General features: G+C 73.7%; 12 protein-coding genes. 5 read left to right on the top strand and 7 right to left on the bottom strand.

The window, feature by feature from the left end; all coding sequences use genetic code 11:
- Window positions 1-89 precede the first annotated feature (89 nt).
- The 5 genes from SM793_RS30955 to SM793_RS30935 form a co-directional block, all read right to left on the bottom strand.
- Window positions 90-1445: a multidrug effflux MFS transporter gene (locus tag SM793_RS30955; protein WP_320441621.1), complete on the bottom strand. Its 1356-nt coding sequence runs from the start codon at window positions 1443-1445 to the stop codon at window positions 90-92.
- A 142-nt stretch (window positions 1446-1587) separates the two neighbouring features.
- Window positions 1588-2067: a hypothetical protein gene (locus SM793_RS30950; protein ID WP_320441620.1), complete on the bottom strand. Its 480-nt coding sequence runs from the start codon at window positions 2065-2067 to the stop codon at window positions 1588-1590.
- Between the two features lie 356 nt (window positions 2068-2423).
- A complete protein-coding gene (locus SM793_RS30945; RefSeq protein WP_320441619.1) occupies window positions 2424-3302 on the bottom strand; it encodes an alkaline phosphatase family protein in 879 nt (292 codons plus the stop codon).
- Window positions 3303-3550: 248 nt separating this feature from the next.
- Window positions 3551-3991 (bottom strand): ADP-ribosylation/crystallin J1, encoded by a 441-nt coding sequence (locus SM793_RS30940; protein WP_320441618.1) that lies wholly within the window; start codon window positions 3989-3991, stop codon window positions 3551-3553.
- 72 nt (window positions 3992-4063) lie between these two features.
- Window positions 4064-5254, bottom strand: a complete 1191-nt coding sequence (locus tag SM793_RS30935) for an acyl-CoA dehydrogenase family protein (protein WP_320441617.1) — start codon at window positions 5252-5254, stop codon at window positions 4064-4066.
- 273 nt (window positions 5255-5527) lie between these two features.
- Between SM793_RS30935 and SM793_RS30930 the strand changes: the two genes are divergently transcribed.
- Window positions 5528-5863, top strand: coding sequence for a hypothetical protein (locus SM793_RS30930; RefSeq protein ID WP_320441616.1), 336 nt, complete (start codon window positions 5528-5530; stop codon window positions 5861-5863).
- 133 nt (window positions 5864-5996) lie between these two features.
- Here the strand turns inward: SM793_RS30930 and SM793_RS30925 are convergent, their stop codons facing one another.
- Window positions 5997-7958, bottom strand: coding sequence for a cholesterol oxidase substrate-binding domain-containing protein (locus SM793_RS30925; RefSeq protein WP_320441615.1), 1962 nt, complete (start codon window positions 7956-7958; stop codon window positions 5997-5999).
- Window positions 7959-8163: 205 nt separating this feature from the next.
- Here SM793_RS30925 and SM793_RS30920 point away from each other — a divergent pair, with 205 nt between their 5' ends.
- A complete protein-coding gene (locus tag SM793_RS30920; protein ID WP_320441614.1) occupies window positions 8164-8886 on the top strand; it encodes a carbon-nitrogen hydrolase family protein in 723 nt (240 codons plus the stop codon).
- Window positions 8887-9130: 244 nt separating this feature from the next.
- Entirely contained in the window at window positions 9131-10522 is a 1392-nt protein-coding gene (locus SM793_RS30915; RefSeq protein WP_320441613.1) for a class II fumarate hydratase, read from the top strand.
- A 101-nt stretch (window positions 10523-10623) separates the two neighbouring features.
- On the opposite strand, the gene SM793_RS30910 is transcribed toward SM793_RS30915, so the two are convergent.
- Window positions 10624-11094, bottom strand: coding sequence for an SPW repeat protein (locus SM793_RS30910; RefSeq protein ID WP_320441612.1), 471 nt, complete (start codon window positions 11092-11094; stop codon window positions 10624-10626).
- 193 nt (window positions 11095-11287) lie between these two features.
- Between SM793_RS30910 and SM793_RS30905 the strand changes: the two genes are divergently transcribed.
- Window positions 11288-11890: a PadR family transcriptional regulator gene (locus tag SM793_RS30905; RefSeq protein WP_320441611.1), complete on the top strand. Its 603-nt coding sequence runs from the start codon at window positions 11288-11290 to the stop codon at window positions 11888-11890.
- Between the two features lie 72 nt (window positions 11891-11962).
- Window positions 11963-13663 (top strand): acyl-CoA dehydrogenase family protein, encoded by a 1701-nt coding sequence (locus tag SM793_RS30900; protein ID WP_320441610.1) that lies wholly within the window; start codon window positions 11963-11965, stop codon window positions 13661-13663.
- The last annotated feature ends 16 nt before the right edge of the window (window positions 13664-13679 follow it).

Below are 13679 nucleotides of genomic sequence, written 5' to 3'. Positions count from 1 at the left end.
CTCCGTTCAACGGACTCCGTTCCGCGGCGTCCATACAGCGGCCTCCGGCGCCGGGAACGGCCGGGCGGCGGCCGGGCGGCCGGGAACGGCTACGCGGCGGCCGGCTCCGTCGCGTCGGCCGGGGCGGTCCGCGCGGGCCGCAGGAGCAGCAGGTAGGACGCCGCGGAGAGCAGCGAGCAGCTGAGCACGACGACCGCGAGCAGCACCGCCGACGGGCGGCCGCCCAGGCTGCTGAGCGGGGCGACCAGGGCACCGCAGAGGAAGGTGCCGGTGCCGAGGAGCGCGGAGGCGGAACCGGCGGACTGCGGGGCGATCAGGCTCAGCGCGCGGGCGGCCGAGTTCGGCAGGACCATGCCGAGGCCGGCCATCATCACGAACAGCGAGGCGCACACCGCGACCAGCCCGAGGTCCCAGACCGCCGTGGCCAGGACCAGGGACACCCCGGCGGCGATCATCACCGCGAGGCCGGTGCGCATCAGCGCCCCGGCGGTGAACCGGGGGGCGAGGACCCGCCCGTTGAGCTGGGTGGCGCCGACGATCGCCACCGAGTTGAGCCCGAACAGCAGGCTGTAGGTCTGCGGCGACACGTGGTAGACGTGCTGGAGCACCACCGAGGAGCCGCTGATGTAGCCGAACAGCGCGCCGAAGGCGAACGTACTGGTCAGCAGCAGCCCCAGGAACGGCCTGTCGCGCAGGAGTCCGCCCATGGTGCGCAGGGTGCTGCTCAGGCCGCCGCCGCGCCGGGCGGAGGCCGGGAGGGTCTCGCGCAGGGCCGCGAAGGCCACCAGGGTGAGGAGGAGGCCGAGGGCGGCCAGGGCGCCGAAGGTGCCGCGCCAGGAGGTGAAGCGCAGCATCTGTGCGCCGAAGAGCGGCGCGAGGATCGGGGCCAGGCCGGATATCAGGGTGATCGAGGCGAGGAAGCGGATCATCGCGACGCCCTCGAAGCGGTCGCGGGCGACGGCCCGTCCGATGACCAGTCCGGCGGCGCCCGCGGCGCCCTGGACGAAGCGTGCCGCGATCAGCACGGTCAGGTCGGGTGCGATCACGCAGACGATGCTGGCGAGGGTGTAGACGACGAGTCCGGCGAGCAGCGGCGGACGGCGTCCGAAGCGGTCGCTGAGCGGTCCGAAGATCAGCTGACCGGCAGCCACCCCGAACATCGAGAAGGTGAGGGTGAGCTGGACGGCCGCCGGTTCGGCGACGAGGTCCTCGGCGATCGCGGGCAGGCCGGGCAGGTAGAGGTCGGTGGTGAGGGGACCGAGGGCGACCAGGCCGCCGAGGACGACGATGGCGGCGCGGCCGGTCGCGCCGGCGGCGGCATCGGCAGCGGCAGCGGTGGCGGTGGCGGCATCGGTGGGGGCGGCCGGGGCTGCGTCGGTGGGGGCGGCCGGGGTGGCGGGGGCGGTCGACGTGTCACCGGCAGAGCCGGCGGTCGGACCAGGCATGGGGCTCCTCTCGGAACGGGCACGGCGATCGTGCTCGCTCCGTCCTACCCCAGCGCTCCGGGCCACCGACAGCCGGGGCGGCCGCCCGGCCCATTTCTCCGCCGCGCGGGAGCCCCGGAGCGGGAGCCCCGCGGCGGAGGCGTCAGCGCGGGAGCCGCTCGGCGCGGAGGGCGGCCTGGACTGCGGCGCCGTCCTGCCACGCGTAGAGCTGGTTGCCGGTCAGGGTGACCCTGTAGTGGCCGCAGGAGCCGGTGACCTTCGAGGTGACGCCCTCCGGGAACCAGCCCGCCTTGAGCGTGACCGGCGCCAGGTGGGTGCCCTTGGCGGTCGCGGTGGTCGTGCAGCCGGCGGGCAGCCGCCCCTCGGGGACCGTGGCGCGCAGCAGGCGGTCGTCGCCGGTGGTGGACATCAGGTAGCGGACGGACGAGGCGTTGTCGGGCAGCCAGGTCGGCATCGAGCTGCGGTCGGCCTTGGCCTCGCTGCCGCTGGCGTAGCTGGCCTGCTCCTGGTGCCGGCCGTCGTACCACTCGGCGACCCTCGGCCCGACCGCCACGGTGGCGACGGCGGCGGCCATGCCCGTACCGACCAGTCCGATGGCGATCTTGCCCGCGATGCCGTTCATCCCCGTGCTTCCTCTCCTGCGTCCTGCTGCTCAGCGTCCGGTCCCGTGCGCTCCGTCGCGCCCCGTCGGGGCCGGGAGCGGCGCCCCGTCGTCTTCCATCCTGGTGGGCACCGGGGGGCCCGACGTCACCAGGAGGTCTTGATCCACCGCCGTCCTTGGGGGGTACGGCCTCCACCTTGAGAGGTACACGGGGCCGACCGGTCTCGGGGTTCACCCCGGACGAGCCTGGCCCGGCGCCGGTCGGCGCGCAGCCCGGCCGGGGCCGCCCGGGTGCCGCGGCGGCGTGTCGCTCACCCGGTCGCCGGACGGTTCGCGGCGGACGTCCCGCCGTTCCGGCGACCGGGCGGTGGCGGGTGTCAGGCCGCCGCCACCGCCGGCACGGCGACCGGGAAGGGCCGGCCGTCCAGGGTCCAGTGCGGGTCGATCGGCCGGCCGAGGGCGGCGTAGACCTGGGCCGCGACGTCGGGGTGGCGGATCTCCCCGGTGGGCGGGGCGGCGGGGATGCCGGGTCCGGCGCAGGCCACCCAGGCGGTGCGCTCCTCGACGGTCCGCCCGCCGTGGCCGCCCGCGTCCACGTGGCCGTGGTCGGTGACGACGATGACCGTCCAGGCCTCCTCGGCGTGGCCGGGCCGGGCGCGGACCGCGTCCAGGAGCCGGCCGAGCCGCTCGTCGGCGGCACGCATCGACGCGCGGTACTCCTCGCCGCAGCCGAGGAAGTGGGCGGTCTCGTCGACGGCGCCGAGGTAGACGAAGGAGGCTTCCGGGTCCGCGTCGCGCAGCACGTCCACGGCCTCCCGGGTGACCTCCTCGTCGACGGCCTCCCAGGCCTCGGGGCTGTCCTCGGCGGGGGCGACGTAGCAGAGGCGGCCGGGCGCGCGGAACAGCGGTCCGCCGGACTCGCCGATCACCAGCGGGTCCCAGCCGGCCGCGACGAAGGTGCGGCGCCGGTCGCCCCTGGCCAGCCGGGTGGTGAAGTCGGGGAAGACGTCGAGCCGGTTGCCGCCGAGGTGGTTGCCCCAGACGCCGTGCTTGGCGGGCTCCACACCGGTCACGATGGTGGCCCAGCACGGACCGGACATGGTGGGCGTGGACTCCGCCACCGTCACGGGCGCCAGGAAGCCGGCCTCGGCGACCTCGGCGAGCCTCGGCATCGGGACCTGCTCCAGCAGGTCGTACCGGACACCGTCGATCCCGACGACGAGGACCCTGGGGCGCGGCAGCGGCGGTACGGACATGAGCGGGGCGGTTCCTTTCACGGTGCGGGTGCCGACCGCGCCCGCACCGTGGCGGGCGGCGGCGACCGGGCCATGCTTCACGGCCCGCCGAACCGCGAGGTTGCCGCCCGGACAACGCGGGATGTCCTGGCCGTGTCCGACCGACGCCGACCGACGCCGACCGGCCCGTGACGGCCGGTCGGCGGTCACGGTGGGTCGTCACGGTGGGTCGTCACGGTGGGTCGTCGGGCCAGGTTCCGGGCCAGGGGTCACCGCTGCGGGCGGAACTCGTGCACCACCTCGATGCGGCCGACGATGTGCCGGTTGAACTCGTCCAGCTCCTCGGCCGGCACCCAGAGTTCGACGATGGTGCGGCCACCGACCTGACGGACGGGGTAGCGGCTCAGGAAAGCGGTCTCCACCTCGAAGCGGGTGACGTGGCCGACTCCGGAGGCCGGGACGTTCCAGTCCCGGGCGATCCGGATCGCGTAGTCCTCGTTCAGCACCGGGTAGAAGATCGGCTGGTCCGGCAGGCGCGGCGGCCAGGCCCGCCAGTCGGCCGCCGCGACCAGGGCCAGCTCCTCGGGACCGGTGGGACGCCAGAGCGTCGTCGTCGGCACGGCGTGCCGCACGGCGGAGGCGGCCGGGGCGGCGGTCGCGGTGGTCGGGATGGTCGGGATGGTCGAGGACTGGGGCGTCGGGCCGCTCATGGGCACGAAACTAGCCATGAACGGCCCGGACCGGAACCGGTTTTCACCGGCGCCGGGTGCCCGGCCGGTGGGTCAGTGGTAGGCGGACTCGCCGGTGATCTCCTCGCCGAGGATCAGGGTGTGGATCTCGCTGGTGCCCTCGTAGGTGAGCACCGACTCCAGGTTGTTGGCGTGCCGCAGGACCGGGTACTCGGTGGTGATGCCGTTGGCGCCGAGCACGGTGCGGGCGCTGCGGGCGATCTCCAGTGCGGCCCGGACGTTGTTGAGCTTGCCGAAGCTGACGTGTGCCGGGCGCGCCGCGCCCTCGTCCTTGAGCCGGCCGATCCGCAGGGCGACCAGGTAGGCCTTCTCGACCTCCAGCATCATCTCGACCAGCTTCTGCTGGGTGAGCTGGAACCCGGCGATCGGGCGGCCGAACTGGACGCGGCTCTTCGCGTAGTCGAGGGCGGCGGTGTAGCAGTCGCGGGCGGCGCCGACGGTGCCCCAGAGGATGCCGAAGCGGGCCTCGTTGAGGGAGGACAGCGGTCCGCGCAGCCCGGTGACGCCGGGCAGGACGGCGTCGGCCGGCAGCACCACGTCGTCGAAGGCGAGCTCGCTGGTCACCGAGGCGCGCAGGGACAGCTTGCCGTGCACGTCGGTGGCGGTGAAGCCGGGCATGCCGGGTTCGACCAGGAAGCCCCGGACACCCTCCTCGGTCTGCGCCCAGACCACCGCGACGTCCGACAGGGAGCCGTTGGTGATCCACATCTTGGAACCGGAGAGCACCCAGTCCGCGCCTTCCCCGGCGCCCTTGCGGCGGGCGCGGGTGCGCATGTTGGCGGGGTCGGAGCCGAAGTCCGGTTCGGTGAGGGCGAAGCAGCCGATCAGTTCGCCGGCGGCGAGGCCGGGCAGCCAGCGCTGCTTCTGCTCCTCCGAGCCGAAGGCGTGGATGGAGCGCATCGCCAGCGAGCCCTGGACGGAGACGAAGCTGCGCAGGCCCGAGTCGGCGGCCTCCAGCTCCATGCAGGCGACCCCGTAGGCGACGGCGGTCGAGCCGGCGCAGCCGTAGCCGTCGAGGTGCATACCGAGCACGCCGAGGGCGCCGAGTTCGGGGGCGAGTTCGCGGGCGGGGAAGACCCCGCGCTCGAACCAGTCGCCGATGTTCGGGCGGATCCGGTCCTCGGTGAACTTCCGCACGGTGTCGCGGACGAGCCGCTCCTCGTCGGTGAGCAGGTCACCGACGGCGAGCAGGTCGGCGGGGTCGATCCTGGTCGGCTTCGCCATTGAAGCTCCTTGTGGTCTCGGCGGCGCGAACCGGTCGCGGCGTTGGGTACCGGCGAGTATCGCGCACCGGCCGCCTCCCGGGACGGTCGGATGCGAGGGAGTGAGCATGTACACAGTCCGGCCGGCGACGGCTGAGGAACTGCTCGGCGCGGCCGAGCGGCTGGGCGGGCTGCCGGCGGACACCGCCAACGGCCGGCACCGGGCGGAGGGCGTGCGCGGTCACGTCGCTACGATGACCGCTTTCGCATACGCACAGGACGCGGGGGACGGATCGTGGGACGTTGGGCTGTGGTCGTCGAGGAGACCGAGGGCGTCGGGGACGACCGGATCTGGGGCAGCAAGGTGCTCGCCGAGGTGGCGGGCACCCGGGAGGAGGCCGTCGCCGAACTGCGGCGGCTCGTCCCGGCCTACACCCCGCAGCACCCGTTCAACGCCCGGCGGCGCAGGCTGCTGCGGGACGGCGACAGCTACCTGCTGATCCTTCAGGGGAGCATGCGGGACTACCACTGCGTGTTCAAGGTGTGGGAGCTGCTGTGGGACAGCAAGCACCCCGAGGTGCAGCAGGAGCGGCTGGCGGCGGCCCAGACCGGGGAGGCGGCGGCCGGCTGACGCCCGCGCCCCCGGCCGGGAGCTGCCCGGGCGACGCCCCGCACGTGTCCTTCTCGGGCCCCGGCGCCGGGCACCCTCGTGGTGGTCGTGGTGGAGCACGTCCGAGGTCGCCCGGCGGGCGGGCCGGCCGGGACTAGAGCTTCAACAGCCGGTCAAGGAAGGGGTTGCCGAACACCCGGTGCGGGTCGTGGCGGTCCAGAACGGTGACCGCCTCGTCCCAGCCGGCTCCGCCGCCGGCGCGGTGGCTGGCGGGGATGACCCGGTCCAGCATGTCCGCGTCGGCCCAGGCGGCGTCCTCGGTGTAGGCCCAGCCCTTGGACCATTCGACGCGCACGCCGGCCCGGGTGCCGTCGAAGGTGCGCAGCAGGGCCTGTTCGAGGTCCCGGGCGAAGCGGTGCAGTCCGGGTGTGCCGGGGAAGGCGAGCACGTCGAGCCAGACCGCGGTGTCCCATTCGGGCCGGTCGGGGCGCGGGCGCAGCGCGGAGAGCAGCGGCGGCCGGGCGCCGGGCACCCCGGACCATGCCGGGTCGTCCGTGCCGGTGACCCGGATCTCCACCGCGCCGTTCACCGGGAACTCGCCGCGGGACCGGTAGTCGTCGAGCAACCGCCGGTACTGGTCCGCGAATTCGGCCACCACCCACTGGAGGTCGGCGCGCCGGGCGAGGATCGCGTAGCCGTTCGCCGTGACCCGCAGGGTGGTCGGGCGGACGTACTGGAGCACGGTGCGGGAGGGGCCCCAGAGGTCGGAGCGCAGGCCGCCGGCGAGCAGGTGGGTGAGCACCTCGCCGGTGAGGAGGTCGCGGATCAGCCCGCCGGAGAGCAGGACGTCGGTGAGGTCGCCGGTGAGTCCCACATTGGCGATCAGGTACTGGAGTTGGCCGAACAGCGGGGCGGATCCCCAGGTGCCGGCGACGAGTTCGCCGGCGAGTCGGGCGACCGGTTCCGGGATCGAGTCGGAGAAGGGGTAGTTGTAGGGCTCGTCGACGGCGCGGGAGCCGAGCGGGCGGTTCGGGGCGATGCTCCAGGTCTTCAGCCACGGCCGGTCGGTGTAGGCGAACCAGATCGCCTCGGCCCGGCCGTCGCGGTCGACGAAGTCGGCGAAGGTGCGCGGGCGGGAGAGGCCGCCGAGCCCGGTCCGGGTGCCGGGGCGGGCGAAGAGTTCGGTGGCCGGGATGTCCAGCCGGCTGACGCAGCGCAGCGGGCGGTCGGCGCCGGCCCGGAGCACCACCTCGGTGACGAACGCCCGGCCGAGGTGGACCAGGAAGGCGGCGCTGTCCGCCTCGGAGCGGTCGAAGGTCCGCAGGGTGTAGCGGTCGGTGGCCGGGTCGAGGACGACGGCGGTCAGCCGGGTGACCTGGTTGCTGACCGAGCCGTAGCCGTGTCCGTCGGCGCGCGGTTCGCCGGCGGCGGGGACGGCGGTGCCGTGGCCCCCGATCGCGAGCACGCCGCCGACGGTGAGTTCGCCGGGGGCGGGGACGGCGGTGAGGCCGAGGCCCCGGTCGGCCAGGTGGGCGAGCAGTGCCTCCATGGTGGCGCCGGTCTGGACGCGGACGGTGCTGGGCGAGTCGGCGGTGACGGCGGTGAGGTGGCGGGTGGTGTCGAGCAGCAGCACCCGGGCCGCCTCGGGGGTCCCGTCGGCGACGGTGAGCGGCGCCCAGGTGTGCCGGTGGCCCTGGGCGCGCAGGCGCCAGCCGTGGGCGCGGGCCCAGTCGGCGAGCGGCGGGACCTCCTCGGGGGTGCGCGGGGCGCAGGTCCAGAGCTGGTCGGTGCCGACCTCGCCGGACCAGTTCCGGTAGACGCGTTGGAAGACTTCGGTGCCGGCGGGCAGGTCGGGCGGGACGGGGGTGGCGGCCCGGGCGCTGTCCGGTCCGACGGTGCCGCTCACCAGCCAGCCGGTGGTGCCGAGCGCGGCGGAGAGGCCGAGGAGACGGCGGCGGCTGAGGCTGCGGTCGCCCGGCTCCCCGGGCGCCGGGTCGGGGCCGGGCGCCGGGTCGGAAGTGGGCGCCGGGTCGGGAGTGGGGCCGGGAGCGGCGCGGTCGTCCGGGCGCTGTCCGTCGTGGTGCCGATGGTGCTGGTGGTCCGGTGCTGCCGTCATGCCCGCCCCTGTGTCCGGTGGACTCTCGTCCGGTGTCTCCCCCGATTCCGGGTGAGCGTACGAAGCAGCCGCCGGGGCGCCCTGCCACGGCTCGTGATCTTCACTCGAAGGAATGAACCTTGCCGGATTTCCCGGTGGGCTCATAGGTTGATCGTGATTGTCGTCCCCGCCGCTGCCGTCCCCGAACTTCTCCGGAGGCCCCACTGTGCCCGCGCCCCTGACCGTCGCCGTCGCCCAGCCCGCCTGCGCCGAACCGGGTCGGCCCGACACCGTCGCGGTCAACGTCGAGCGCCACGCCGCCGCCGTCCGGGAGGCCGGCTCCGCCCGGCTGGTGGTCTTCCCCGAGCTCTCCCTCACCGGCTACGACCTGGCCGCGCCCTCGGTCGACCCGTCCGACGACCGCCTCGCGCCGCTGGTCGCCGCGTGCGCCGCGACCGGCGCCACCGCCCTGGTCGGCGCGCCGGTGACCGGCCCCGACGGCCGCGACTTCATCGCCACCATCGCCGTCACCGGCGAGGGTGCCGCGATCGCCTGCCGCAAGACGAACCTCTACGGGAAGGAGTCCGAGCGCTTCGCCGCCGCCGAGCGGCCCGCCCTGCTGGAGCTGGACGGCTGGCGGCTGGGCCTGGCGATCTGCGCCGACGCCGCCGACCCCGGGCACGCCGAGCGGCTGGTCGCGCTCGGCGCCGAGGCGTACGTCGCCTCCACCCTGTACGGGGCGGGTCCGGAGGCGCTGGCCACCAAGGCGGCCCGCTACCCGGCGCGGGCGGCGGACAACGGCGTCTGGGTGGTGCTGGCGACCGCCGCCGGGCCGAGCGGCGAGTTCGCCGCCAGCTCGGGCGGCTCGGGCGTCTGGGCTCCGGACGGCAGCGAGGTCGCCAAGGCGGGCACCGGGGCGGGCGAGGTGGTGACCGCCGTCCTGGGGTAGTCACGGGCGTCGGGGCCGGGCACACGGTGTCCGGGCACACGGCGGGTGGGCACGCGGTGGGTGGGCACCTGGTGCGTGGGCACACGGTGTCCGGGCACGCGGGTCAGCGTCCGGCCCGGAAATACCCCGGGCCGGCGCGCGGCTGTGGTCAGCGGAAGCCGAACCCGGCCGGAGCGGGGACCCTGGATCCGCAGGGGTCCCAGGCCCCGGTCCGACCGGGACCGTTCAGGAGGTGCAGCGCACGATGGGTGACGAGCAGTACCGGATCGAGCACGACTCGATGGGCGAGGTGCGGGTACCGGCCGCAGCGAAGTGGCAGGCGCAGACGCAGCGCGCGGTGGAGAACTTCCCGGTGTCCGGCCAGCGCCTGGAGCCGGCGCACATCGCCGCGCTGGCGCGGGTCAAGGCCGCCGCCGCGCGGGTCAACGCCAGGCTGGGCGTCCTGGACGAGGAGATCGCCGGGGCGATCGTGTCCGCCGCCGAGGAGGTCGCGGCGGGCCGGTGGGACGAGGAGTTCCCGGTCGACGTGTTCCAGACCGGCTCGGGCACCTCGTCCAACATGAACGCCAACGAGGTGATCGCCACCCTGGCCGCCGAGCGCCTCGGCCGGCCGGTCCACCCCAACGACCACGTCAACGCCAGCCAGTCGTCCAACGACGTGTTCCCGTCCTCGATCCACATCGCCGCCACCGCCGCCGTCAGCCACGACCTGATCCCGGCGCTGGAGCACCTGGCCGAGGCGCTGGAGCGCAAGGCGGCGGAGTTCGCGGGCGTGGTCAAGGCCGGCCGGACGCACCTCATGGACGCCACCCCGGTCACGCTGGGGCAGGAGTTCGGCGGCTACGCGGCGCAGGTCAGGCACGGGCGGGAGCGGCTGCTGGCCACCCTGCCCCGGGTCGCCGAACTGCCGCTCGGCGGCACCGCGGTGGGCACCGGCATCAACACCCCGCCCGGCTTCGCGGCGGCGGTGATCGAGGAGGTCGCGCACGCCACCGACCTGCCGCTGACCGAGGCCCGCGACCACTTCGAGGCGCAGGGCGCGCGGGACGGCCTGGTCGAACTGAGCGGCCAGTTGCGCACCGTGGCGGTCGGGTTCACGAAGATCGCGAACGATCTCCGGTGGATGGGCTCGGGCCCGCGCACCGGCCTCGGCGAGCTGAACCTCCCCGACCTCCAGCCCGGCTCCTCGATCATGCCGGGCAAGGTGAATCCGGTCCTGCCGGAGGTGGTGCTGATGGTCTCCGCCCAGGTGATCGGCAACGACGCGACCGTGACGGTGGCCGGGGCGAGCGGGAACTTCGAGCTCAATGTGATGCTGCCGGTGATCGCCCGCAACGTCCTGGAGTCGGTCCGGCTGCTCGCCAACAGCGCCCGGCTGCTGGCCGACCGGGCCGTGGACGGCATCACCGCCAACGTCGAGCGGGCCCGGGAGTACGCGGAGTCCTCGCCCTCGGTGGTCACGCCGCTGAACCGGTACATCGGCTACGAGGAGGCGGCCAAGGTCGCCAAGCAGGCGCTGGCGGAGCGGAAGACGATCCGCCAGGTGGTCCTGGAGCGCGGCTACGTCGAGCAGGGGCGGCTCACGGTCGGGCAGTTGGACGAGGCCCTGGACGTCCTGCGGATGACCCGGCCGTAACCGCCGTAACGCCCGGGGCGGCCGGGCGGCCGGACGCGCGCCCGGGGCGCGGACGGCGGCCTCGCCGCTCCGCGCCCCGGGTGTCGGGCTTGCGTCGGACGTCAGCCCTTGGCTCGGCCGGCCCGGCCGAGTCGCATCGCGGCTCCGTTCGACGTCATGGTGGCCATCGAGATGGCGGCGAGCCCCAGCAGGAACATCACGCCACCCGCGATCATGCAGGTCACGATGTTCTTGCCCCGGTTCACCTCACCCGAGACGATCCACGGGGAGACGAACGTCCACGCGCCGAGCAGGGTCGCGGCCCAGGCCCGTGCGTGAGTGCGCTCGTACGCCGAGCCGTAGCCGGCCATCAGCACGCAGTAGGCGATACCGACGATCAGGCAGGTGACGGTCAGCGTGCTGAAGGCGGTGAAGCCGACGATCCATGGCGAGGCCGCCAGGAACAGACCGGCCAGGACGGCCAGGGCCTCGACGGCCTGAGCCCGTGGGGTCAAAGTGACCCGCTCGTAGTGCTCCCGGAGTTCGACGATGTCCGGATGGTGCTCCATGCCCATCGGAATCTGGGTAGACACCGATACCACCTCCTAGGTCTGGTACATGGAGGGCGGTAGCCCAGTACCATTCTGGCGCCGTTGGACCGTTTTGCACCTTTTCGCCGGGGAAGCTACTCTGCCGACCCGCCTCCTCGGCCCGGCGGGTGACCTCCGTCTCAACCCCGCCCGCCGCCATTGCGTATGCAACTCGTTGCATAGCAGGATGCCGCTCATGGCACTGGAGCACGCGATCCTCGTCTCGCTGCTGGAACAACCCGGTTCCGGCTACGAGCTGGCCCGGCGCTTCGACCGGTCCATCGGCCGCTTCTGGACCGCCACCCACCAGCAGATCTACCGGGTGCTGCGGCGGATGGAGACGGACGGCTGGATCTCGGTCGAGGAGGTCGCCCAGGACGGGCGGCCGGACAAGAAGGTGTACTCGGCGGCCCCGCCCGGCCGGACCGCGCTGGCCGCCTGGCTGCGCGAGCCCGTCGAGGCGGAGACGGTCCGCCACGAACTCGCCGTGCGGATCCGCGCGGCGGCCTTCGACGACCCCGCCGCGCTGATCCCCGAGGTCGAACGGCACCGGGACGGCCACGCCGCGCTGCTCGCCCACTACCGCTTCGGCGAGGGGCGCGACTTCCCGGAGCCGGACACGCTCGACGCCCGGCAGCGGCTCCAGCACGTGGTGCTGCGCGGCGGGATCGAGTACGAGCGGATGACGCTCGCCTGGCTGGACGACGTGCTCGCCACCCTGCGCGAGCTGGCCGCGGACGCGGCCACTCCGTCGCCCGGCAGCGGCACCGGCTCCGCCGCCCCCACCACCACCGGCTGACCCTCCGTACTCCTCGCCCCACCCTCAGCTCTCCACCCTCAGCTCTCCACCCTCGACACCCGGGAGCCCGCGATGCTCTTCAACCCGCGTTCCTACGACCCCGCGCAGTTCGACGAGCCGACCCGCCGACTGCTGCGCGCGACCGTCGACTGGTTCGAGTCGCGCGGCAAGAAGGCGCTGATCGACACCTACATCGATCGCAGCTGGTACGCCGACTTCCTCGAATTCGCGGCCAAGGAAGGTCTGTTCGCCGAGTTCCTGACGCCGTCCGCCGCCGACCCGGACAAGCGCTGGGACACCGCCAGGATCGCCGAGCTGAACGAGATCCTCGGCTTCTACGGCCTCGGCTACTGGTACACCTGGCAGGTCACCATCCTGGGCCTCGGCCCGGTCTGGCAGAGCGAGAACGAGGCCGTCCGGGCGCGGGCCGCCAAGCTCCTGGCCGAGGGCCACGTGATGGCGTTCGGGCTCTCCGAGCGCAGCCACGGCGCCGACATCTACTCGACCGACATGGTCCTCACCCCGGACGGCGAGGGCGGCTTCACCGCCACCGGCTCCAAGTACTACATCGGCAACGGCAATGTCGCCGGCCTGGTCTCGGTGTTCGGCCGCCGCTCGGACGTCGAGGGCCCGGAGGGCTACGTCTTCTTCGCCGCCGACAGCCGGCACGAGGCGTACCACCTGGTCAAGAACGTCGTGAACGCCCAGATGTACGTCAGCGAGTTCCGGCTGGAGGCGTACCCGGTCCGCGCCGAGGACGTGCTGCACACCGGCAAGGCCGCCTTCGACGCCGCGCTGAACACCGTCAACGTCGGCAAGTTCAACCTCTGCACCGCCTCCGTGGGCATCTGCGAGCACGCGATGTACGAGGCCGTGACGCACGCCCACAACCGGGTGCTCTACGGCAAGAAGGTCACCGACTTCCCGCACGTGCGGCGCGAGTTGACCGACGCCTACGCGCGGCTGGTGGCGATGAAGCTGTTCGCCGCCCGCTCGGTGGACTACTTCCGCACCGCCTCCCCCGAGGACCGCCGCTACCTGCTCTTCAACCCGATGACCAAGATGAAGGTCACCACGGAGGGCGAGAAGGTCATCGACCTGATGTGGGACGTCATCGCGGCCAAGGGCTTCGAGGCGGACACCTACTTCGACAAGGCCGCCAAGGACATCCGGGGCCTGCCGAAGCTGGAGGGCACCGTCCACGTCAACCTGGCGCTGATCCTCAAGTTCATGGCCAACTACCTGTTCGCGCCGGCCGAGTACCCCGCGGTACCGACCCGCCGGGACGCCGCCGACGACGAGTTCCTGTTCCGGCAGGGGCCGGCCCGGGGCCTCGGCGCGATCCGCTTCCACGACTGGCGGGCCGCCTACGACGCGCACGGGCACCTCCCGAACGTCGCCCGGTTCCGCGAGCAGGCCGACGGCTTCTGCGCGCTGCTGCTGGAGCACGCGCCCAGCGCGGAGCAGCAGGCCGACCTCGACTTCCTGCTGGAGATCGGCCAGTTGTTCGCGCTGATCGTCTACGGCCAGCTGGTGCTGGAGCAGGCCGAGCTCACCGGACTGGACCAGGACCTGCTGGACCAGGTCTTCGACGCGCTGGTGCGGGACTTCTCCGCGCACGCCACCGAGCTGCACGGCAAGGCGTCCACCACCGAGGCGCAGGCGGCATGGGCACTGGCGCACGTCCGCCGCCCGGTCGCGGACGGCGCGCGGAGGGCGAAGGTGTGGGGCATGGTCGAGGCGCTCTCGGGCGCGTACGAGATGGCCGAGTAGCCGTCCCGCTCGCAGG

The organism is Kitasatospora purpeofusca (assembly GCF_034043715.1).
Taxonomy (GTDB): domain Bacteria; phylum Actinomycetota; class Actinomycetes; order Streptomycetales; family Streptomycetaceae; genus Kitasatospora; species Kitasatospora purpeofusca_A.
Note: the sequence above shows the minus strand (reverse complement) of the source record. Positions and strands in the feature narration are given on the sequence as shown.